General features: G+C 60.9%; 20 protein-coding genes and 1 tRNA gene. 4 read left to right on the top strand and 17 right to left on the bottom strand.

What is annotated here, in order from left to right; genetic code table 11:
• The first annotated feature begins 2 nt into the window (after positions 1 to 2).
• On the top strand, positions 3 to 251 hold the full coding sequence (locus tag ACLI1T_RS00815; RefSeq protein ID WP_237799911.1) for a hypothetical protein: 249 nt from the start codon (positions 3 to 5) through the stop codon (positions 249 to 251).
• Here the strand turns inward: ACLI1T_RS00815 and ACLI1T_RS00810 are convergent.
• Genes ACLI1T_RS00810 through gluQRS form a run of 3 tightly spaced genes read right to left on the bottom strand, consistent with a single transcriptional unit; the run spans position 248 to position 3,086 of the window.
• Positions 248 to 583 carry a hypothetical protein gene (locus ACLI1T_RS00810; protein ID WP_005276440.1) on the bottom strand — a complete coding sequence of 112 codons (336 nt, stop codon included), beginning with the start codon at positions 581 to 583 and terminating at the stop codon, positions 248 to 250. The genes ACLI1T_RS00815 and ACLI1T_RS00810 overlap by 4 nt on opposite strands.
• Before the next feature lie 3 nt (positions 584 to 586).
• On the bottom strand, positions 587 to 2,179 hold the full coding sequence (locus tag ACLI1T_RS00805; RefSeq protein WP_411702787.1) for a cation:proton antiporter: 1,593 nt from the start codon (positions 2,177 to 2,179) through the stop codon (positions 587 to 589).
• Positions 2,180 to 2,192: 13 nt separating this feature from the next.
• A complete protein-coding gene (gluQRS, locus tag ACLI1T_RS00800) occupies positions 2,193 to 3,086 on the bottom strand; it encodes a tRNA glutamyl-Q(34) synthetase GluQRS (RefSeq protein ID WP_411702786.1) in 894 nt (297 codons plus the stop codon).
• Between the two features lie 24 nt (positions 3,087 to 3,110).
• Between gluQRS and ACLI1T_RS00795 the strand changes: the two genes are divergently transcribed.
• Positions 3,111 to 3,803: a queuosine precursor transporter gene (locus tag ACLI1T_RS00795; protein ID WP_411702785.1), complete on the top strand. Its 693-nt coding sequence runs from the start codon at positions 3,111 to 3,113 to the stop codon at positions 3,801 to 3,803.
• Here ACLI1T_RS00795 and tgt read toward each other — a convergent pair.
• From tgt to ACLI1T_RS00750, 9 genes are all read right to left on the bottom strand, one after another.
• Entirely contained in the window at positions 3,779 to 5,035 is a 1,257-nt protein-coding gene (gene tgt / locus ACLI1T_RS00790; protein WP_284636538.1) for a tRNA guanosine(34) transglycosylase Tgt, read from the bottom strand. The two genes, ACLI1T_RS00795 and tgt, sit on opposite strands and share 25 nt — an antisense overlap.
• The gene (locus tag ACLI1T_RS00785) at positions 5,032 to 7,680 is read right to left on the bottom strand and encodes an MMPL family transporter (protein ID WP_411702784.1); all 2,649 of its coding nucleotides are present in this window, start codon (positions 7,678 to 7,680) and stop codon (positions 5,032 to 5,034) included. The genes tgt and ACLI1T_RS00785 overlap by 4 nt, the downstream gene beginning before the upstream one ends.
• A 228-nt stretch (positions 7,681 to 7,908) precedes the next feature.
• Positions 7,909 to 8,769, bottom strand: coding sequence for an HtaA domain-containing protein (locus ACLI1T_RS00780; RefSeq protein ID WP_411702783.1), 861 nt, complete (start codon positions 8,767 to 8,769; stop codon positions 7,909 to 7,911).
• Positions 8,770 to 8,856: 87 nt separating this feature from the next.
• The gene (locus ACLI1T_RS00775; RefSeq protein WP_411702782.1) at positions 8,857 to 9,498 is read right to left on the bottom strand and encodes a heme oxygenase (biliverdin-producing); all 642 of its coding nucleotides are present in this window, start codon (positions 9,496 to 9,498) and stop codon (positions 8,857 to 8,859) included.
• A 232-nt stretch (positions 9,499 to 9,730) separates the two neighbouring features.
• Positions 9,731 to 10,789 carry an HtaA domain-containing protein gene (locus ACLI1T_RS00770; protein WP_411702781.1) on the bottom strand — a complete coding sequence of 353 codons (1,059 nt, stop codon included), beginning with the start codon at positions 10,787 to 10,789 and terminating at the stop codon, positions 9,731 to 9,733.
• A complete protein-coding gene (locus tag ACLI1T_RS00765) occupies positions 10,782 to 11,576 on the bottom strand; it encodes a heme ABC transporter ATP-binding protein (RefSeq protein WP_411702780.1) in 795 nt (264 codons plus the stop codon). The genes ACLI1T_RS00770 and ACLI1T_RS00765 overlap by 8 nt, the downstream gene beginning before the upstream one ends.
• Entirely contained in the window at positions 11,576 to 12,613 is a 1,038-nt protein-coding gene (locus tag ACLI1T_RS00760) for an iron ABC transporter permease (protein WP_349868278.1), read from the bottom strand. Before ACLI1T_RS00760 ends, ACLI1T_RS00765 begins: the two co-directional genes overlap by 1 nt.
• Entirely contained in the window at positions 12,606 to 13,652 is a 1,047-nt protein-coding gene (locus ACLI1T_RS00755; RefSeq protein ID WP_411702779.1) for a hemin ABC transporter substrate-binding protein, read from the bottom strand. The genes ACLI1T_RS00760 and ACLI1T_RS00755 overlap by 8 nt, the downstream gene beginning before the upstream one ends.
• Before the next feature lie 10 nt (positions 13,653 to 13,662).
• A complete protein-coding gene (locus ACLI1T_RS00750) occupies positions 13,663 to 15,543 on the bottom strand; it encodes an HtaA domain-containing protein (protein ID WP_411702778.1) in 1,881 nt (626 codons plus the stop codon).
• Between the two features lie 120 nt (positions 15,544 to 15,663).
• On the opposite strand from ACLI1T_RS00750, the gene ACLI1T_RS00745 reads away from it, so the two are divergent.
• Positions 15,664 to 16,125, top strand: coding sequence for a hypothetical protein (locus tag ACLI1T_RS00745; RefSeq protein WP_411702777.1), 462 nt, complete (start codon positions 15,664 to 15,666; stop codon positions 16,123 to 16,125).
• A 72-nt stretch (positions 16,126 to 16,197) separates the two neighbouring features.
• Here the strand turns inward: ACLI1T_RS00745 and ACLI1T_RS00740 are convergent.
• From ACLI1T_RS00740 to ACLI1T_RS00725, 4 genes are all read right to left on the bottom strand, one after another.
• Positions 16,198 to 16,285, bottom strand: a tRNA-Ser gene (locus ACLI1T_RS00740).
• Positions 16,286 to 16,378: 93 nt separating this feature from the next.
• Complete coding sequence (locus ACLI1T_RS00735; protein ID WP_239270028.1) at positions 16,379 to 16,579, bottom strand: CsbD family protein; 201 nt, start codon at positions 16,577 to 16,579, stop codon at positions 16,379 to 16,381.
• 47 nt (positions 16,580 to 16,626) lie between these two features.
• Positions 16,627 to 17,103, bottom strand: coding sequence for a nucleoside deaminase (locus ACLI1T_RS00730; protein WP_255342566.1), 477 nt, complete (start codon positions 17,101 to 17,103; stop codon positions 16,627 to 16,629).
• Positions 17,090 to 17,569 (bottom strand): tRNA adenosine deaminase-associated protein, encoded by a 480-nt coding sequence (locus tag ACLI1T_RS00725; RefSeq protein WP_023024959.1) that lies wholly within the window; start codon positions 17,567 to 17,569, stop codon positions 17,090 to 17,092. Before ACLI1T_RS00725 ends, ACLI1T_RS00730 begins: the two co-directional genes overlap by 14 nt.
• A gap of 39 nt (positions 17,570 to 17,608) precedes the next feature.
• Between ACLI1T_RS00725 and ACLI1T_RS00720 the strand changes: the two genes are divergently transcribed.
• Positions 17,609 to 18,637: a prephenate dehydrogenase gene (locus ACLI1T_RS00720; protein ID WP_411702776.1), complete on the top strand. Its 1,029-nt coding sequence runs from the start codon at positions 17,609 to 17,611 to the stop codon at positions 18,635 to 18,637.
• On the opposite strand, the gene ACLI1T_RS00715 is transcribed toward ACLI1T_RS00720, so the two are convergent.
• Entirely contained in the window at positions 18,634 to 19,749 is a 1,116-nt protein-coding gene (locus ACLI1T_RS00715) for a trypsin-like serine protease (protein WP_411702775.1), read from the bottom strand. The genes ACLI1T_RS00720 and ACLI1T_RS00715 overlap by 4 nt on opposite strands.
• Between the last annotated feature and the right edge of the window lies 1 nt (position 19,750).

The following is a 19,750-nucleotide window of genomic DNA, read 5'->3' as shown; positions in this document are numbered from 1 at the left end:
CTATGACTGATAAAACTTCTGTCACCGAAACCCGCATCGCCATCGAAGGCGTCCGCAACGACAATGACGTACGCAAGTGCCTGCAAAAGCTCTACGGCATCTTTGCCGATACGGGAATGGGCCAAGCCACCTTCGAGATGACCGGGGAGGCCACCGCGGATGTCGTCATCAAGCACTCCGAGTCCGTCACGGTGGACCCAGAGGTCATCGATGCGGCGGTGCGCAAGGCGGGGCCGTACCGCCTCGCCTAGTCGATGCGCGGTGGCTCGTAGCCGTCCTCTTTGAGCCACGCGATATGCGGTGGGGTATTCATGCCCCACTCGCTGCGCGCCCAGGCAAAGGTCTGGCGCACCTCGGCCTCGGAATAACCGCCATCGCGCAGGTACTGCCGGAAGCCATTCGGCCCGGAATCCTTGATCCAGAGCCAGACGTAGTCGTCGAGGGAGTCATCGGCAAGCAAGCTTTCTAGGCCCGCCGGAACGAACTCGCGCTCGGCGCGCACGCGATCGGCCAAGTCCTCGTCGAGGAAATCGTAGAGGTAATCCATCGCGTCCTCGAGCTCGGCATAGTGTTGTGGATCCATGGGCTATATCTCCCGGTGCTTAGTGCCGATGACCATGCGGTCGATTTCTTCCAGTATCTCATCCACGATGGCCGGATTGAAGGCCCGATCCTTGCGCAGGACTAGGAGCTCGCTCTGCGCGGCGTTCAGCGCGGTGCGGCGGGCCTCCAGCGCGACGCGGCGGGCCTCCTCGGCGCGCTGCTTGCGCACGTCGTTGTTCTCGGCGGGGTTTTCGCCATCGCCCAAGCGGTCCTCGAACCACTGGATGACGTTGGCGGAAATTTCCGGATCGACCGTTTCGGCCTCGCCGGTGGCATCGTCTTCCGGGCGGAATTGGGATAGCGCATCGATGCTGGCGGCGCGCGCCCGCGAGACCACCGCGGCGCGCATCTTATCGTTGGCGGCCTGCGATGCCTCGGTGAGATCGAGCTGCCGCATCAGCCATGGCAGCAGCAGGCCGGGCAGCACCATGGTGACCAACAGGACGGTCAGGGCGATAACGGCCAGCTCGTGGTGGAAGGCGAAGACGCCGGTGGGAATGGATAGAACCAGCGCCAGGGTCACTAGGCCGCGCATGCCGGACCAGGTCATCAGCAGCACCTCCTGCATCCGCAGCGGGGCAACGTGCGGGCGCCCGCGCGAGACGTTGAGGCGGTAGTAGAAGAACATCCACACAAAACGCACCACGAAGGCCACCAGCGAAAGGATCACGCCAACCATGACGGAGTGCCACAAATCCGAGCCGACCTCCGCGATGGCCGTATTAACCGTCAGCCCGATAAGCCCAAAGGCAACGCCGGTAAACAGCAGCTCCATGGTCTCCCAGAAAGACTGGCCGGAAAGCCGGTCCTCGGCCTGGATATCGGCGCGCGAGTTGAGCTCGACGGCGGCGATGACCACGGCGATAACCCCGGAGGCTTTCAATTCCTCGGCCACGAGGAAGGTGGCGAAAGGAACCACCCAGGTCAAAGCGTTGCGCGCGACCACATCGTGGACGTGGGTAATAAACAGCGCCGTCAGCCGCCCGATGAGCCAACCAATGGCAAGCGCGACAACGGAAGAATAGAGGAAGCTCAGCACGCCGCTGGCAAAGGAAATATCGCCGCCCTGGGTCACGGCGGCGAGCGCGAGGTGGAAGGCGACAATGGAGGCGGCATCATTAAATAGCCCCTCTGTTTGCAAGGTGGTGATGATGCGGCGCGGGATGCCGGCGGGCTCGGCCACCGCATCCACGGCCACGGGGTCCGGCGGGGCGATGGCCGCGCCGATGAGGATGGCGGCTGCGATGCTAATCCCCGGCAGGAATGCGTAGGCGGTCGCACCCACGGCCAGGGTCGTAGCCACGACGAGGAGCACGGACAGGCTCAGGATGGTCACCCACTGCCCGCGAATCACGCCCCAAGACGTGCGCCGCGCCAGCGCCCACAGTAACGGCGGCAAGAAAATGGGAAGGATGAGTTCGGTGGGGATGTCGAATTGCGGCAGCCCCGGCACGAAAACGGCGCAGGCGGTAATAATCGTCAGCAGCGCGGGCCAGGGCAGCCCGACCCTATCGCCGATCGCAACGACGAAGACGGTCAGCAGCATGAGCCCGATGAGAACCAGTAAAACTTCCATGGGCTCGATAGTATTACGGACGCCAAATATACGGCTCGCGGCTCAATTCCTCCGGCCGGAATTGCGCGAGGAGCTCGGCAGCGGTCTCTGCCTCATAGCCCAAAGACTGCGCCAGCTGCTTGACGATGCCCCTCTGCTCCCCCATCTCCCGCATCGTTACCGCGCCATCGCGCTTGGCCAAGCGCTTGCCCGCGGAATTAAGGACCAGCGGCACGTGCACGTAGGTAGGCGGCGCAATCCCCAATAAGGAAGCAAGATAAGCCTGGCGCGGGGCGGAGGATAAGAGATCGTCACCGCGGACCACCTGGTCGATGCCCTGGTAGGCATCATCCACAACCACCGCCAGGTTATAGGCCCAACCGCCGTCCTGCCCGCCGCGGCGCAGGATGAAATCATCGACGTCGCCGGTGTAATCGCCGTGCAGGGCGTCGTGGATGGTGAAGGTGGAGACATCGGCGCGCAGGCGCAGCGCCGGCTGGCGGTTGTCGGCGGCGAGCTGGGCGCGTTTGGTGGCACGTTGGGCATCGGAAAGCGCACGGCAGGTGCCCGGGTACTGGCCGGGGATGGCGTGCGGGGCGCGGGAGGCTTCGCGGATATCCTTGCGCGAGCAGTAGCACTCGTAGACCGGCAGCTTCTGGAGCGCCGCGGCATAGGCGGCATCGCGATCCTGCTGGTAGATGACCTCGCCATCCCACTCCAGCCCCAGGGCCGCAAGGTCCGCGAGTTGGCGCTCGGCCGCCGCGCGGGAGGATCGCTGCTTATCGATGTCCTCCACCCGCACCACAAACCTGCGCCCCGTCGAGCGCGCGTAGAGCCACGCGAGAAGCGCTGTGCGCAGGTTGCCAAAGTGCAGATCGCCAGAAGGGCTCGGGGCGTAGCGGCCCGCCCCGGTGGTCGCGGAATTCATATTCCCAGCATACGGTTTGGCACAATGGTGGGCATGGAAAAATCCCCCTCCTCTCAAGTGCGCTTTATCCCCGTTCATTCCACTCTTTATCCCTGGCTCGTCACCATTTTCGTCGTGACGTTTTTGATTTCTAATATCAACGCCACCAAGGGCGTCCAGCTTGGGCCGCTCGTGACCGACGGCGCCTTCTTCCTCTTCCCGCTGGCCTATATCGTCGGCGACGTTTTATCCGAGTGCTACGGCTTCAAGTCCACCCGGCGCGCCATCTACATCGGCTTTGCGATGGCCCTGCTCGCCGTCGTGTGTTTCTATATCGCCATCTGGCTGCCTGCGGCGGATTTCTATGAGGGCCAAGAGGCCTTCGCCGCCACGCTGGGCCTGGTGCCCCGCATCGTTTTGGCTTCCCTGGCCGGTTACTTGGTGGGCCAGCTGCTCAACGCGTGGACGCTGACTGCGATGAAGAAGCGCACCGGCGAAAAGGGCCTTTTCTCCCGGCTGATCGCCTCCACCGTGGTGGGCGAGTTTGGCGATACCTTGCTGTTTTGCGCCATCGCCGCGCCCGTCATCGGCATCGACACCACGAGCGGATTCATCAACTACGTGGTGGTGGGCTTTGTGTGGAAGACACTGATTGAGGTCGTCCTCTTGCCCATTACCTCCGCGGTTATCAAGCTGGTGAAAAAGCGCGAGGATTACCGCGCCTTCGACGCCGCGTAGTAACGGCCCAGGAACTCATCGCGGTAGTCCTCGTAGTAGCCGCCATTAATGGCGGCGCGGATATTGTCCACTAACCGCACCATGAATTCCACGTTGTGGATGGTGCACAGCGTGCCGGCCAAAAATTCCTTCGCCTTGAGCAGGTGGTGCAGGTAGGCGCGCGAGTAATTCTCCGTGACGTAGCCGCCGAACTCCTCGTCTACACCCTTAAAGTCCCGCTTGAACCGCGCATTGGTGAGGTTGAGGCGGCCATCGAGCGTGTAGACGCCGCCGCGGCGGGCTAGGCGGGTTGGCGCGACGCAGTCGAAGGTATCGGCGCCGGCCTCTACCGCGGTAAAGATGTCATCTGGCTCGGAGATGCCGAGCAGGTGGCGCGGTTTATCGTCCGGCAGTTCATCGCAGACCCAGCCCACGATGGTGCCGAGGTTCTGCTTTTCCAGCGCACCGCCGATGCCGAAGCCGCCGAAACCGCGCCGGCCCTTCTCCCGCGCGGCGCGGTCCAGGTCCAAGAGGCCGCGGGTGGCCTGGCGGCGCAAGTCCTCGTATTGCGCGCCCTGCACCACGCCCCATAGCGATTGCTTCGGGCGATGGTAGCGCTCGCGGGTAAGCCGGTCGTGTTCTTCCAGGCAGCGCTGCGCCCACCGGTGCGTGCGGGCGACGGATTCTTCCTGGTAAGTGCGCGAATCAATGAGCGTGGTCAGCTCGTCGAAGGCGAACATGATATCCGCGCCCAGCCCGTGCTGAATCTGCATGGATTTTTCGGGCGTAAAGCGGTGCTTGGAGCCATCGATAATCGAGCGGAAATCCACGCCTTCCTCATCCACCTTGGCCATGCGCTCCCTTTTCGCGGCGCGAATATCCTTTTCGGTGAGATCCGCCAAGTCCATGGCGATGACCTTTTTAAAGCCCACGCCCAAAGACATCACCTGGAATCCGCCGGAATCGGTGTAGGTCGGCCCGTGCCAGTTCTCGAACTTCGCCACGCCGCCGGCCTCGTCCACGATGTCATGGCCCGGCTGCAGGTAGAGGTGATAGGCATTGGACAAAATGGCCTGCGTTCCGGTGGCGCGAATCTGCTCCGGCGTCAGCGTCTTCACCGTGGCCTTGGTCGCCACAGGGATAAACGCCGGGGTGGCGATATCGCCGTGCGGGGTGTGGATAACGCCGCTGCGGCCATGCTTGCCGGGGCCTTCGGGCAGGCGCTTATCGATGTCGAAACTTAAGTCCTTCATTCCTTATCTTCCTCTTCTTCCCTGTTCTCCTGGCCGTGAACCGCGTGTTGTGCTTCCCATTCTTCCTCAAGCGCGGTGCCTTCGATGTCTACGGTGGGCAGAATCCTATCCAGCCACTTGGGCATCCACCACGTAGCGCGGCCCATGAGGAACATGGAGGCGGGAACGAGGGTCATGCGGACAAAGAAGGCATCGAAAAGCACGCCCGCCGCCAAGGCAAAGCCGAAGATCTGGATGAACGGCAGCGGCTGATTGATAAAGGCCACGAAGACCGAAATCATGATGATGGCCGCGGCCGTCACCACGCGCGCGCCCTGGGTAAAACCGGTGATGGTGGCCTCATCGACGGCATTATAGGGCCCCGACGTGCCCTTCGGATGCCGCGCAATGTGCTCGCGCATGCGGGTAACCAGGAAGACCTGGTAGTCCATGGCCAAGCCGAAGGTCACACCGATGAGGAAGATCGGCATGAATGATAGCAGCGGGCCGGGGCCCGGGACGAGGCCCCACAGGCCGTCTTGCCATACCAGCACCGTCAGTCCGAAGGCGCCGCCCACCGAAAGCAGGAAGCCGAGGCCCGCCACCAGTGGCACCAGGAGGGATCGGAAGACGACGAGTAGCAGCACGATCGCCAGCCCCACAACGATGCTGAGGTACGGCACCATCGCACCGCGCAAGCGCTCGGTAATGTCCAATTGCACGGCGGTCAGGCCTGTCAGGCCGATCTCGGTGCCGGTGGTGCCTTCGATCTCCTTGGTGGCGGAGCGCAGCGCGTGCGCAACATTAATGGTTGCGGCTTCCGTTGGCGAGGTTTCCGGAGTCACCATGATTTGTGCCGAGCGCTGGTCCTCGCTGAGCGAAACGATTTGTGCATGCTTTACCCCGCCGAGCGTCTTCAATTGATCCGCGGTGTAGAGGAAGGACGCCAGCGCTGCCTTGTCTTCGGCGCTGGTCGGCGCGGCGGCGTCTTCCTTGTCCTCGACCTCTGCGACGGGGGCGATTTCCGGCTCCGCTGGCTGGTCGCCAGGCTGGTCAACAGGGTGTTCTGCGGGGTGATCACCGGGCTGGTCCGCCGGCTGATCGGGCGCCTCGTCGGGCGCGGGCTCAGGCGCAGGGCCGGCTGCGTCGCCTGGCGAGTCAGCGGGCGAATCGGCGGGCGCTTCGCCGGCGTCTTCTTCGGGTCCGCCATCTCCGCCCTGGGCCGCCACCAATGGGGCGAGCGCGGCGGAATCGGCGTTGATGGTGTGGGCATCGACAACCGCGAGGAATGGCCCGTTGACGCCGGGGCCGAAGCCCTCGGCCATCAGGTCGGCGGCCTTGCGCTGAGTGGTATCGGGATTCGAGGTGGTATCGGCAGGCAGAGCCAACTCCATGTGGAGCACGGGGGCGGTCATGGCGCCGAGGGAGAGGACGACGAGGGCCATCGCCAAGCCGGGCACCTTTTGTACCAGCCGTACCCAGCGATTGCCCATGGTCGGGCCGCGGCGCACCTTGCCCTTGCGGGAGGGGTTGCCGGCCACGCCGGGGATGCGGCCGACAAATGCCTTGTCCCCCAGAAGCCCCAGCATCGCGGGGATGAGCGTGAGGGAGACGAGGACGGCGATGGCCACGGTTGCGGCGGCGGAAAGCCCCATGGCGGTGAGGAATTCGATGCGCGCAATGAGCAGGGCAAACAGCGCGGTAAAGACGGTGGTGCCGGCAAAGACCACGGACGAGCCCGCCGTTCCTGCCGCCATGCCGGCGGCTTCTGGGGCGGACATGCGGGCGCGCTCGGCGCGGTAGCGGGACAGGATAAACAGCGCATAGTCGATGCCCACCGCCAGGCCAATCATGATGGCCAGCACCGGCGTCATGTTGTTGAGCTCTATCCAGTGCGTGGTAATCAGCATGCCGCAAGCGCCCAGGCCGACCCCGATGACGGCCGAAATCAGCGGCATTCCAGAAGCGACCAGGGAGCCGAAGGTAAAGATGAGCACGAGGAAGGCCACGCCAAGGCCGATAACCTCGGAGGTGGAATTGACCCGAATCTCATCGCCAAACCCGGCGCCGCCGGCCTCAACGGTAAGCCCCTGCTGCCTGCCGATGTCCATCGCTTCCGTCACGATGTCCTTATCGTCCTGGTCCACGCTATAGGGCGATTCGGCGTCGAAGTCGAAGGTGGTATAGGCAATGGTCTCATCCTCATTGACCATCGCGAGGTTATCGGCATCGGCACGCGCGGACGATTCCGGCAGCCCCATCTCCGTGAACTGGTGGATAACCTGATCTTGTAGCCGCGGCGAGACCTCAAGCGGATTGCCAAAGCGCATGGTATCGCCCATCTCCAGGTTGTCCTCGAGGTGGGAAATGACCGCGTTGATGGCCTTTTCATTGGCGGGATCCGAGAGCTTTTGGCCTTCCGGGGCCCGGAAGACCAGGTTCACTGACGGCGAGTTGGCGGGATTGCCGCCTTCTGGGAAGAGGTCCATCGTCTTGTAGGTGGCATCGATGGATGGGGTGCCTTTGATAGCGAACTCGCTCGTCATCGGTTTCATCAACAAGGCGGTAGCGCCGCCGGCAGCGGCAACTAGGACCACCCAGGTAACGATGACTTTCCATTTATTAAGGAAAGACCAACGTCCGAGCCGGTAGAGGAGTTTAGCCACGGGAAATGTACCTTCGCATTCGCGTAGTCGGACGGATTTAACTTCGCCCTAGTGTAGTTGCCGTGCCCCTTATTCCCTATTACTTAGCCACCGTGCGGCCCTTATTCACAGACGATGCCAAGGCGACGGGCCAAAAAGAACCGTGGCCGCCCAGTGCAGTCAAAGACTAGATCGGGTGGCCACGGCGGAGCGGCTTAGACGATGCAGCCGCGAGAGAGCGCGCGCTATTTAAACGAACTTCGACAAGCTCAGGCCGGGAAGAACGAGGTCAGAGAAGAAGGCGCTGATTTTCTTTACCCGCGCGATAATAGCAGCGATGGTCTCGCCTAGGTTGCCTGAGGAAGAACCGTGGAAAGAAGAGCCGTCGTCTGCAGCGTCGTCGCCCGAAGGCTTCTTTTCTGGGGTTACCTGGTCAGATGGTTTAGGGTTTTCGGAGGCGCCGTCGAATGCCACGGTGAGATCCGTGTTGGCATCGTCAAGCGGTTGCCCCACCGGGTACTTGCCCAAAAAGATGTCGGAGCCCGTCTGGGTCAGCGAGGTGGGGGCATCAGTTGTGGCGTAAGTCTTGCCGGTTTCCGGTACCAAGGGCTCAGTGAGCGTGAAGGTAGAGATTGCGGCGTCATCACCGGACAATTCAACCGGCTCGTTCTTCAGCGGGCCCGAGGCGCCCGTAAGCTTATAGTCCGCAGTGATAGTGGCGTTGTGGCCTTCTACCTCCACCTTGATATCTGAGAACGTGAGGTCGACGCCGTAGGAACCATTAGGGCCAAAGCCTGGATAGCCTTGAATCTGCACGGATCCCTGAGTGCCTATAGTGCCGTTTCCCTCTGCATCCACCGTGGTATGGGCCGCATCGACGGGGAAGGTGAAGTCCTTTCCTACCTTCTCCGCACCTCCGGTGGTATTGACTACGCCTTTGGCGAGAGGGCTGGTGTCCACGTGGTGAATGAAGGATTCCTTGATGGGCCAGTTCAATTGGCCGGATTCCACGGCGGGGACAGTGGCTGGAGCCTCATCGGCAGAGGCTACTGGGGCGGTGACGGCGCCGAGCGCAACCGCGCCAATAGCGATGACGGATGTTGTTTTCATGAATTTCTCCTCTTGAGAGCAGTGGTAAAGCTTCGCCTTAGTGAATTAGGCGAGCCTTACCTTAATTAATAAATTGGAAAAAGTAAATCAGTGGCGCTTATCAAGCTCGGCGAATATCCCCGAGTTGAAGGCGAATGCGCGCTGCGCCTCCGAGAGCAAAGCCTCGCGCTGTTCCGCGGTTAGCATGAGGCTGTCAAGGCGTTCGCGGTAGCCCTTGCGGTACGGCGGAATCTTGCCAATGGCGCTGAAGTCATAAAAGTTCAGCGCATCCGGTTCGATGTCATAGAGGGTGCCGAGGCGCGCGGCAATCACCTGGCCGCCGGAGACATCACCGAGATACCGGACATAGTGATGGGCCACCACTTCTACCGCACTGCCGGATACTTCTTCTAGGCGGGCAACGTAGGATGCTGTGGCCGGCAGGATCCGGATCTTTTCGCGCCAGTCGCCGCCGACGAGCGCCGCCAAATCCGCCTCTAGAGCGAAGCGCCGCTCCAAGCGTGGATCGGCCACCGCACCGGCGATTGAAGTTTGCGCCACGCCACGGACGGCGCGCTCCAAAGACTCATAGACAAACCACAATTGGCCACTCAGATCGGCAGCGGCCTCAGCGCTCAGCCGACCTGACATAAGTCGCTGCATAAACGCCGAGCCCTCCGCGTTCTCATGGGCGTGAGCGGTCTCCTCGCGCAATGCGACGGATAATGGTTTCTTGAGTGTCACAGTCACTGACTTCCTCCAAAGTAACGCTTACCTAACTTCTAAATATGAATTTAAGGTTAGGCAACCCTTATTTACAAGACTTGTGGGGAGAAATCAACCAAAAGGACTAACTCCCTACCCCACCGCCTGCGGTACGCACGGCGCGGCACCGTCCTTAAAAGGGTTTTGCGCGCGGCGTTGAGATGGCTGCCGGCACAGCGTGCTTAGCTGACCCCCTATTCCTGGATCAGCGGTGCTTTTATCGGTGGAGAAGGGCACGCACGCTATCAAGGGCGCCCGACTTTATAAACGCCTGCCCAAGGATGGCAAACATGCTGCCAATGGTTACCACGCCCAAGATGTAGTTCCACACCTTGGCAAAGCTAGAACCTGAGGGAGCGTCCTCCTCTGGTTTCTGGGTTCCCGGCTTCTTAGACTCCGAAGTCTCGGGGCTCTTTGGGGTCTCCGGCTTCTTCGGCGGTGCCGGGATCTGCGAGGTCGCTGGTGACTGCGGAGCTGGATTGCCCTTCGGTGGCTGACTCTGTGGCTTCTCTTCCTTTTCCGGCGCAGCTACCGGCGGCTGCGGAGCAGGTTCGTTCTGCGGAGTTTCTTCCTTCTTCTGGCCACAGCCCGGGGAAACCTTGAGAGTTAAGTGGGCATCATCAAGCTCAGGCTTGCTCTCTGAGCTATACATGCCCATGAAAAGTTGGTCTACGCCCTCGATTTTTCCATCTTTTGTTCCCTGCTGCTCCTTGTACCGCACATCGCTGGCGGAAAGGGTGAGTGTATCGCCCTCCTTGGTCCATTGCGCCGTGCCGTGGCCAAAGATCCCGTCCCCGGTGCGCTTATTGGCGTCGATGCGGTCGTCCTCGGTGTATTGAAACATATTCTTGCCCTCTACGTGATAGACCTCGTAGCCGGAACCGAGCTGGGCTTGATTTCCGGAGGTCTTGATGAAAGGTGCCACTACCGTGGAATGTAGAGCGCCGTGGTGACCGGTGAACGTGATCGAAGAGTCTTTGCTCTCGATGTTGGACGACACCACATTGCCGTCCTCATCTACCGTTACCGTAGAGGTTGCAGGATCGACGTCGAAGCCGAAAGAGAAATCCTTCCCCTTAGGATCACCGGTTTGCGTCACTGGACCACTAGTGGACCAATCACCAGCAGCGAAACCGGATTTGAGGTAGGAACGCCACGAGTGCTTAATGCCCCAATTCAAGGAACCGGATTCGATGGTGCAGGTTTCTTCCGCAGAAGCGTGTGGCACGGTAAGGGCGGTCGCCGCGAGAGCGGTGACCACTACTTTCTTAAACATGGAAATCCTCCAATTTATGTGAAAAGAGTGGGTTGATGGTGGGCGTGGCACGCTGTGGATGTACCCGCAGTCCATCGACGGATATTGGCCAGCCATACACTTGAGACAATGTGGGATTGGTAAAGACCTCATCTACGCGCCCTTGGGCTGCTAATCCCCCGCACGACAGGCATACGACGCGATCGCAATATGCAGCTGCAGCGTTGAGGTCATGGAGCACCACGAGGACGGCAACACCGGCCTCGCGGGCGAGGGCTTTGACTGAACCCAGCAGTTGTTCTTGGTGCCGAATATCGAGCGCGGCCGTTGGCTCATCGAGCAAGATAACCGGGGTATTTTGGGCAAGCACGCGTGCGAAGGCCGCGCGGGCGCGCTCACCGCCAGACAACGTGCTGATGTCTCGGCCAGCTAGGTGCGCAACGCCGGCGGCATCGAGGGCGGCGTCAATAAAGTCATCGTCAAGGTCTGCATAGGCAGTTCCTTCCCACGGGCGGCGCCCCATCGCAACGACATCGCGGACGAGGAATTCAAACGACACCGAGACATCCTGCAGCATCACCGCACGCGTGCGGGCGAGCTCTCGCGCTGGCGCCTTGGGCGAAAGCCCACCCACGGTGATCTCACCGGAATAATCAATGTCTCCGGCCACGGCGGCAAGTACCGTGGATTTACCGGCACCGTTCGGACCGATAAGCCCGGTAACTTCGCCCGCTTGGGCAGCAAAGGACACTTGATCCACAAGGGTATGTTCCCCCACCCGGACGGTTAAGTCTTTGACGTTTATCATCAGTGCACTCCTTTGCGCATCATGCGGCGCAGCAAGATGAAGAACGTTGGACCTCCCACCAGAGCGGTGAAAATGCCGATGGGAAGATCCGCAAAAGGAATCATCGTGCGCGCTGCCACGTCGGCGAAACCAATAAGCACAGCGCCGCCCAGGGCGGAGGCGGGCAGTAGGATGCGGTTTTCTGGCCCGATGATGCTGCGCAGCAGGTGGGGAACGATGAGCCCCACAAAGCCAATGAGGCCGGCGAAGGAAACAGCCGCGGCGGTCAGCACTGCCGATGCCACGATCGCCACGATGCGCAGACGCGGCACGTTCACGCCGGTATGCGCGGCGGCGCGCTCGCCGAGCGCGAGGACGTCTAGCTGCTTGCCTAAGCGCAGGGCCACTGCGAGGCCTACCACCACGATGGGAAGTACCGCCCACACGTGTTTCCACTGCGAACCGTTGAGGGAGCCCATCTGCCAGAAGACGATCGCTTCGCGGTTGGCGGTCGGCGCCAGGTACACCATGAAGGAGATGATGGCGTTGCATACCGCATTGATGGCGATGCCGGTGAGAATCAGGTGCACTACGGCCACGCGCCCGTTGTAGCGCGCAAGCTGATAAATAATGAAGGTAACTAGTAACGCGGTCAGGAAGGCTGCGGCGGGAACGGTAAAGGTACCGAAGAACTCGATATTGAAGACAATGACCACGGCCGCACCAACGCCCGCACCAGAGGTAACGCCGATGATGGAAGGTTCTGCAAGGGGGTTGGCAAATACCGCCTGCATCAGCGTGCCGGCCACCCCCAAGGCCGCGCCCACCACAAGCCCTAATACCAAACGCGGTAGGCGGATGTCCCACACCACGCTTGCGGTCAAGGAATCCTCGCCGTGCCCGGCTGCCAAAATGGGGAAGAGATCAGACAGGGGTACGTAGTATTGCCCCAGCACGACGGAAATGAGCGCCGCGAGAACGGTGAGGATCCCCAGCAGTACGAATACCCAGGCGCGCTGAGTGCGGCGGCGCGCGAAGGTATCCGTGTCCCTACTCATTGTCCGGGTCATACACAGCCTTTGCTAGCTTCACCAGCGTCTGACCGGTCATAGGGCCAAAGGCCAACGACTGGCCGTCCGGGATGGTCACGATGCGCTTCTTCTGGCCGGCGGTGGTCTGAGCAACACCAGGCCTCTCCAGCAAGCCATCAATTCCGCCGGTGGATTCCAGGCCATTGGTCATCATGATGATCACCTCCGGGTTGATGCGCGCCAATGCCTCCGCGTTAGCGGGTTCTGCATGAGAAAGGTTGTTTTCTGCCGCCAGATCCACGCCGCCGATGCCTTCAATCAGGTCTTGTGCACCGGTGCCGTCACCCATGATGAAGAAGACGCCGCCGTTTCCGCGCGCATAGAGGAACGCCATCCGCATCGGATCATCGGGAACGAGTTCCTTGATGGCTTCCTTTGCCTCGTCGATTTCTTTGGTGGAACGATCCGCCAGCTCGCGTGCTTCGTCGGGCAAGCCGAGGGCATCGCCAAGCGCGGTGATGTCCTCGCCCACGGAATCAATGGTGCGCTCAGGTTCCATCACCACGGTGGTGACGCCCGCCGCGCGGATTTGATCGATGGCATCGCGCGGGCCAATGGAATGATCCACAATGACGAGCGTCGGCTGGAGCTCCAGCACCGCCTCCACGTTGATGTTGTGGCCGCCTTCGGTCACTACTGGGAGATCCGTCAAGTTGGGCTCGGTAGAAGAAATCGTGCGGCCGACGATATTATCCGCAAGCCCCAAGCCGCTCAGGGTCTTGGTATAGGTGCCATAGATATCCAACGCGAGGATGCGGGAAGTATCGGTGACGGTGACGTCATTACCATCGGCATCGGTAAGTTCCACCGGAAGCGCCGGCTCTGCTTTTTCAGTAACCGGCTCGATATCGTCAAAATCTTTGACGTCACTGACACCTTCAAAGGACCTGGGATCGGAGACATCTGCAGGATCCGGTAGCTGATCGGTATAGCTTCCCTGCACACCGCACGCGGTAAGACTGAAGATGCACAAGAGTGGTACGAGAAAACGAAGAACGAGTTTCACGGCAATCTTTCTAAGAGTTATTCATAACAAGCCGGCTGGTGGAACCACCGGCGATGATCAATCCGACGATGAAGAGCAGTAGATAGGTGGTCGGGTTATCTAGGCCCCCGCCGGGAGACGTCGCGGACTTGACCTTGAATTTGTTCGATCCGTCCTCATATCCCTGCCCCGAGTCGCCGGCTAGCGCTGGATCCCCGGCTACGGCATGAGCGCCGCCTTTGGAACCAGTGCCGCCCTTCCCGCTTTCACCCGCACCGGATCCACCGGATGCAGAACCGGAACTAGTGCCGCCGCCACCGGATACGGCACCACAGTCAGCGCTTCCGTCCAAGGTGGCGTGGAAGCTCAATGGATCCAGCTGGGTGCCCGGTTCATAGAACTCAGCGAGGGCTTGGGAGCCGGTTTCAGAAAGCAATACCTCAGCTTCACCGGACACGGCGTCCGTGCCGACGTCGAGAGAAGTAAAGCTCAAGGTGCCAATAACAGCGTGCCCAAAGTCTTTCTTCTTTCCTTCCATATTGGAAGATCGCACGTCAGCGATAAGCTCGCCGGAATTGCCGTTGAAGGTGATTTCCAGGTTGGAGATGTTGAGGTCCAACTTGCCGTGGTGCCCGGTGAACTGCATGCTCCCGCCATACTGCACGGAGCCCGCGCCATCTTTTACGGCACCAGAGTTACCAGTGAATTGGAAACGGCCATTGTCATAGCCAACACCAGAGAGATCCCACCGGCCTTGGGCAATGGATCCGGTGATATAGGATTGGAAGGATTTCTTTAAGCCCCACTGAGCGGTGGCTTGCGTAACCCCAGTAGCCTCACAGACGGCATCGCCCCCGCCAGGTGCTCCCGCGCCCGAATTACCTGAGCCCGGGGCGCCGGAGTTCGCAGATTCGGAGTGCGCAGGACCAGTTCCTGCTGCTTTGCCAGCTCCTGAGGCGCCGCCGCCTCCGCCCGAACCAGAGTTGCTCGGTGATGAATTTCCCGCTGCAGAGTTAGTAGAAGCCGAGTTTCCTCCAGCGGAGTTCGACGTACCCGAAGCAGAACCATCCGAATTCGAGTTTGATCCACCCCGGTTGTTGAAAGACTCCAACTCATCCAGAAACGCCTGGGTATTGCCCATGAACGTAGTAATCCCGTTCATCGTGTCATTGGTTTCAGACAGGATGTCCATGGCTTCCTTGTTAAAGCCCGTGAAGGAACCTGTAATGGACGTCAATGGACGCTTCTCACCCGAACCGGAACCGGAGCCAGATCCGGATCCAGAGCATGATCCGTCGAGAGCAATGCTGCCGGAGGACGGATCTAAGGCTTCACCTGGCTGGTAGAAGCCGGTGAAAAGCTTGGCCCCGCCGGAAGTCAGAGTGGTAGATCCAGACAAATCAACCTTCCCGGCACCATCGTTGACGGGGTTGGCCAGATTAATGGTGGCGATTACCTCATCATTGCCTTGGATCTTTTTACCGCGGCTGAGGTCTTGGCGGTTCATCTCATAGGAGACGTAGTCCACGGAAATCTGCGCCTGCTTACCAGAAGCCTTGACCTTGAAGTCAGACATAGTCATATCCAAGATCCCATCGTGGCCAGTAAAATTCAGCGTTCCATTGAACGGAATCGTGACGTTTCCACCAGAGACATCGGGCTTTCCTGCGGTAAAGACAAACGCGCCATCGCCCGTTTCGTCCCCCTTAAAACCAATGCCGTTGGCACCCCAGCCACCGTGGGCGATATTGCCTTTGACGTAGCTGCGGAATGACTGCTTGAGGCCCCAATTCCACGTGCAGGATTCATCTGCGTGGGCAACCGGGGCAGAAGACGAAAGTGGGGCGAATGCTGCGACGAGGAAAGCCGCGACGATGATGCCGAACGCCGACTTCCACAGTTTTCCAATCATATTGAGAACCTTGTTTTCGTGCCTAAAAATGATATAGGCTAAGCTAGCCTTAGTGAAGTAAGTGTATCCTGACCTAACTTCTTTTGATTGTCAATAAACCACCCCCCATAAGAAACAAAAATGCACAACGATCCCCGCAAAGACATCTTCAACAGCATCTATCCAGATGTCGATCCCACACAGAACTTCCCACTCACGATCGGTGAACGCTTATCCTTAGCGCTTTCCGTCGGCGTATTCATGTTCGGCGGCGTAAGCGGCAGCCTGCTCATCGCCGGCATTGGCCTGACCTTTGTGGTCGCCTGTTCCTTGGCGCTTGCCCGTAAAACGCCGCGCCGCATCCGTGCGGAGGCGCGCAGCCGATTCCCCCGGGAACCGTGGGCCGAACGGCCCAGTCTCCTCGTCCCCGCAGTATGGGCAGTCATCGCAGTAATCGCGGCCCTGGCGTGGTGGTTCACCCCCGTGAAATACCTCGCGTGGAGCGCGGGCACCATAGCCGTCATCGCCGCCGTTGCGACGTGGTTCCTCCCCACCCTGCAGCGCCGCCGCGCCCGGGCTGAACGCGCAAAGCAGGACGCTTAAGTCACCCCAACACTCCTTGCCAGAGAAAACAAAAATAGGCCCCGAACTGCATTAACAGTTCGGGGCCTTGCGCGGTGGCGGCGGGATTTGAACCCGCGGTTGGGGGTTACCCAACAATCGCTTTCGAGGCGATCACCTTCGGCCGCTCGGACACGCCACCGCTTTCCAGACTACGGGAGGACCCCCGATGCAACAAAATCGCTGCGCCGGCACTAAGCCAGCGCAGCGATTTCGCTATGAAGGGACTCTAAAATTAGTCCTTCTTCAGGCCACCGATGATGTCGTTGGCCTTGTCCTTGATGCTGTCAGCAGCGTCGGACAGCTTGTCCTTAGCCTCGGAAGCGACCTGGTCGGCCTTGCCCTCGTTGGCTACGTCTTCGTTACCGGTTGCCTCGCCGACAGCTTCCTTTGCCTTGCCTGCGAGGTCGTCCTTCTTGTTTTCCAAATCGCCCATTATCTCTCTCCTTAAATGAGTCGCTTACAGTGTGCCAGCCACTATACTCACTTTTCGCGGAGTGTGGCGAAGAATTTTTCTAGCAACGCCACGCAGTCTTTTTCGAGGACGCCACCGCGGACCTGAGGGGTAAAGGGTGCGGTGGGGGCACGCAGGACATCGATAAGCGAGCCGCACGCACCCGTCTTCGGCTCAAAGGCGCCAAAAACCAGCGAGCTCACCCGGGCGGATTGCAGGGCGCCGGCACACATGGCGCAGGGCTCCAAGGTGACCACGAGCTCGCAGCCGGTCAAGCGCCAGCCATCGCCATGGATGCGCACCGCCTGGCGGATCGCCTCGACCTCGGCGTGGGCGGTGGGATCGCGCAATTGCTCGCGGCGGTTGACGCCGGTGGCGAGCTCGCGGCCGGCGGCATCATAAAGCACCGCCCCAACCGGCACATCCCCGGCGGGGGTCTGGCGCGCCACCGCGAGGGCGCGCCGCATCCGTTCCTGCGCGCGCTGCAGGGGCTTAGGCGTTATCAATGACGTCTTCTAGCTCATCCCCAAAGCCCAGGTCGCCGGCGATGCGCAGGAGCATGTCAGAGGGCCAATCGTCCTCATCATCGATGATGTAGCCCACCTGGTCCTCGGATAGGCCCAGGTCAGCGAAGATATCGAAATCGCCCTCACCGTAGGGGTCAGCCTCTTCCGGGTCCACGTCTGGAATCTCGTAGTCATTGAGCTCCATGAAGTCCGCGGCAAAGTCATCGTCAACGCCGTAGGTGGCGTCTGAAATTAGCATTTTCACCCCACCGGGCACGGGCCGCACGGCAATGAAGTAGGCGTCTTCGACGCAGAGAAGGGCGAAAGCTGCGCCTTCGGAGCGCAGGGAGCGCACTGCGGTGATGGAGGTTTGCGGATCCTCAAAGTCATCATCGAAGCTGCGCACGACCCATTGTCCCTCGTTGCGGGCGACGGTAACCGCGAAAGAGTAATTTTCGTTGCTCATACCTCGTGAGATTAGTCGTGTTGTGCCACAATTGTCACCGTGAGTTCTCAAGATGTTCAACGCCCCATCTGCATTATCGGCCTCGGCCTCATCGGCGGTTCCCTGCTGCGCGATCTCGCCGGCTATAACCACGACGTATTCGGATACAACCACTCGACGTCCGCCGCCCGCACCGCAGTCAAGCAGGGCTTTGACGTCAATGATGACTTGCCGGCGGTGCTTAACCGCGCCGAAATTGAAGAGGCGCTCATTGTGATCGCCGTTCCCATGACCGCGGTGGGCAGCGTCTTGGATGCCATTCAGGAACACGCCCCTATCTGCGGCATTACGGACGTGGTCTCCGTAAAGACCCCCGTGCGCCAGCAGGTCTGTGACCGTGGCATGGAGGATCGCTACGTGGGCGGGCACCCCATGGCGGGCACCTCGAAATCGGGCTGGGATCACTCCCAGACGGGGCTTTTCCGCCGCGCTGCGTGGGGCATTACCTACGATTACGCCGCCGAGTATGAGGCGCGCGGGGAAAAGATTCCCAAGAAATGGATTGAGACTTTTACAGACGTCGTGCGCATGACCCAGATGGTGCATGCAGAGGCCGTGCCCATCCGCGTGGCCAACCACGATGCGGCGGTCGCTCGCATTTCCCACCTGCCGCATATCTTTGCGGAGACCCTCGCCACGGTGGGCGATAATGGCGGCATTTTGGCGCAGTCCCTGTCTGCCGGTTCCTTCAAGGATGCGACCCGGGTGGCAGGCACTCGCCCGGATCTCGTGCGGCAGATGTGCGAGACTAATGCCCCGGCTCTGGTGGAGGCCTTGGATGAGGCGCTGGAGCTGCTTCACGATGCCCGGGAGAAGCTCGCCGCCCCCGAGCCTTCCATCGCCGAGCTTGCCGATGCCGGCTACCGCGCCCGCACCCGCATCGAGGCCAGGTCGGGCGCGCGCAAGGAATCGGTCTCCCCGGTCAAGATTTCTTCCCGCCCGGTGCTGCGCCTGCACCCCGGCGGCCCGAAGTGGGTGGCGCAGCTGCGCCAGACCGAATCCTTGGGCGGGCGCATCGAGATTTTTTAACGGCGCGACGTGCGGGCGGCACCGTTGCCAGCACCGGTAGCGAAGGTGCGCGCAGCCGCCGCGGCACCGATAAGGCCAATGGCCGCTACCGTGAAGTAGATCCACGGGCGGTCACCGCTGGTCTGCGGCGTTGCCTGCGGGGTAGGCGTGGTCTCCGCGGTCAAGATGGCGTCCTTATCCTTGCCGCTAATCACGCCGTCTACCCAGTCCTTGGTGCCGGCGAGCGTGGTGATAGCCGCGCTTGGGGAGGGCAAATCCGGGTCCGCATTGGACGTACCCGCGGTAGCTAGGCCCGCAAGCTTTCCGCCCACGAAGAACGGTCCGCCGGAATCGCCGCCCTGCATGCCGGCATTACCGGTGGAGTGGACATCGAGGATCGGGCTGCTGATCATCGGGGCCATGCCGCCTTGGCCAGGCTGCATTACTTCCCCACCGTTGCCGTCAGGCTTAACAATCTGCGGCTGCTCAGCGCCCGGCTTGGTGGCACCGGGCGAGACCACCTTGGGCTTATCCGATCCCGAACCAGATCCCGGCATCTTGAGGCCGGGCATGGCCTCTTCGGCTGGCACGGATTCGTAGCCTTCCGGGGCTTCCTTGTCAGCGCCTGGCTTCTGTGCGGCGTCATCGGTTGGCCCGCCGCCCAGGATTTCGGAGACCTTCATCTCTGCCATCGGCAGCTGGCCCTTGCGCGCCATGGAGGAGCTGCTGCTCCAGCCGTACAGGGTGCCAAGGTCACCAGTCTCTGGAATATCGGTGGAGATCTTGGCCGGCTTGATATCGGTGACGGGCTCGGTGAGGTGGAGCAATCCGGCATCGGAAAGCGGGGAGAGCGCCCACGAATCCGCGTCATAGACCTTGCCTCCCAAGCGGACCTGAGTGCCTTCGTTATTGACGGACTCCAGGCAATGGCGAGCAGTAAGCACCCACTGCTTATCCACCAGCGTGCCGGTGCAGTCACCGAAGTTGCCTATCCGGCCCATCTTGAGCGCGGCGACGGTTTGGGACTCTGCGTTATCGGGGGCGGGTTCGCCGTGCTCAAGGGCGCTGGCGGGGGCCGCCAACATACCGATGATGCCGGCAGTGGTTAAAGCGGTAGCAAATTTACGCGACATG

The organism is Corynebacterium tuingiense (assembly GCF_046718165.1).
Taxonomy (GTDB): Bacteria; Actinomycetota; Actinomycetes; order Mycobacteriales; family Mycobacteriaceae; genus Corynebacterium.
The sequence above is the reverse complement of the archived record's forward strand: the minus strand, read 5'-3'. Positions and strand labels throughout refer to the sequence as shown.

Bases quoted from the DNA above. Each gene is read 5' to 3' on its own strand.
- ACLI1T_RS00770 (WP_411702781.1), bottom strand. From the start codon at position 10,789: ATGTTTAAGAAAGTAGTGGTCACCGCTCTCGCGGCGACCGCCCTTACC.
- ACLI1T_RS00795 (WP_411702785.1), top strand. From the start codon at position 3,111: ATGGTGGGCATGGAAAAATCCCCCTCCTCTCAAGTGCGCTTTATCCCC.
- ACLI1T_RS00715 (WP_411702775.1), bottom strand. From the start codon at position 19,749: ATGTCGCGTAAATTTGCTACCGCTTTAACCACTGCCGGCATCATCGGT.
- ACLI1T_RS00765 (WP_411702780.1), bottom strand. From the start codon at position 11,576: ATGATAAACGTCAAAGACTTAACCGTCCGGGTGGGGGAACATACCCTT.
- gluQRS (WP_411702786.1), bottom strand. From the start codon at position 3,086: ATGAATTCCGCGACCACCGGGGCGGGCCGCTACGCCCCGAGCCCTTCT.
- ACLI1T_RS00760 (WP_349868278.1), bottom strand. From the start codon at position 12,613: ATGAGTAGGGACACGGATACCTTCGCGCGCCGCCGCACTCAGCGCGCC.
- ACLI1T_RS00810 (WP_005276440.1), bottom strand. From the start codon at position 583: ATGGATCCACAACACTATGCCGAGCTCGAGGACGCGATGGATTACCTC.
- ACLI1T_RS00725 (WP_023024959.1), bottom strand. From the start codon at position 17,569: ATGAGCAACGAAAATTACTCTTTCGCGGTTACCGTCGCCCGCAACGAG.
- ACLI1T_RS00780 (WP_411702783.1), bottom strand. From the start codon at position 8,769: ATGAAAACAACATCCGTCATCGCTATTGGCGCGGTTGCGCTCGGCGCC.
- ACLI1T_RS00735 (WP_239270028.1), bottom strand. From the start codon at position 16,579: ATGGGCGATTTGGAAAACAAGAAGGACGACCTCGCAGGCAAGGCAAAG.
- ACLI1T_RS00745 (WP_411702777.1), top strand. From the start codon at position 15,664: ATGCACAACGATCCCCGCAAAGACATCTTCAACAGCATCTATCCAGAT.
- ACLI1T_RS00750 (WP_411702778.1), bottom strand. From the start codon at position 15,543: ATGATTGGAAAACTGTGGAAGTCGGCGTTCGGCATCATCGTCGCGGCT.
- ACLI1T_RS00805 (WP_411702787.1), bottom strand. From the start codon at position 2,179: ATGGAAGTTTTACTGGTTCTCATCGGGCTCATGCTGCTGACCGTCTTC.
- tgt (WP_284636538.1), bottom strand. From the start codon at position 5,035: ATGAAGGACTTAAGTTTCGACATCGATAAGCGCCTGCCCGAAGGCCCC.
- ACLI1T_RS00815 (WP_237799911.1), top strand. From the start codon at position 3: ATGACTGATAAAACTTCTGTCACCGAAACCCGCATCGCCATCGAAGGC.